The organism is Aminobacter sp. P4_D5 (genome assembly GCF_056401815.1).
Genome location: NZ_JBFUIP010000705.1, coordinates 1 through 716 on the forward strand (window position 1 = coordinate 1; position 716 = coordinate 716).

At 70.1% G+C, this 716-nt stretch carries 1 protein-coding gene; it reads right to left on the minus strand.

Going from position 1 to position 716, the window contains the following annotated elements; all coding sequences use genetic code 11:
* Positions 1-558: cytochrome-c oxidase, cbb3-type subunit II (gene ccoO / locus AC1DWF_RS34445; RefSeq protein ID WP_476842970.1), on the minus strand; the 558-nt coding region annotated here is incomplete at its 3' end.
* Between the last annotated feature and the right edge of the window lie 158 nt (positions 559-716).

A 716-nucleotide genomic window follows, 5' to 3' on the forward strand; every position in this document is an offset into this window, starting at 1 on the left:
CGCCTGCGCCTCGAGGTCGGCGCGGGCGCTGGCCACCTGGGCGTCGGTATAGGGCACGCCGAGGCTGCGCAGCGTCGCCAACCGCTGACCGATGTTCGCGTAGCTCAGCGGACGGTCGAGGAAGGCGTAGTCCGGCATCACGCTCTCGGGCACCAGTTGGCGCGGATGGCGCAGGTGCAGCACGTGCCACTCGTCCGAATAGCGGCCGCCGACACGCGCCAGGTCAGGCCCCGTGCGCTTGCTGCCCCATTGGAAGGGCCGGTCGTACATGCTCTCGGCCGCGAGGCTGTAGTGGCCGTAGCGCTCCCGCTCGTCGCGGAAGGGCCGCACCATCTGGCTGTGGCAGGTGTAGCAGCCCTCGCGGACGTAGATGTCGCGTCCCGCGAGCTCCAGCGGCGTGTAGGGGCGGATGCCGCCGACGCGCTCGATCGTGCTCTCGATGGTGAAGAGCGGGATCACCTGGACCAGGCCGCCGATCGCGACGGTGATCAGCGTCAGCACGCCGAGCAGGATCAGGTTCCGCTCGACCCGGCCGTGGTTGAAAAGGTTTCCGAACATGGGGTGCGGCTCCTCAGGCGGCCACGGGCGCGGCGGCCGGAAGGACGCCGTGCGGCACCTCCAGGGGAGCCCGCACGCTGCGGTAGAGATTGTAGGCCATCAGCAGGGCGCCGCTGAGGTAGAGCACGCCGCCCATCGCGCGGATCACGTAGTAGGGG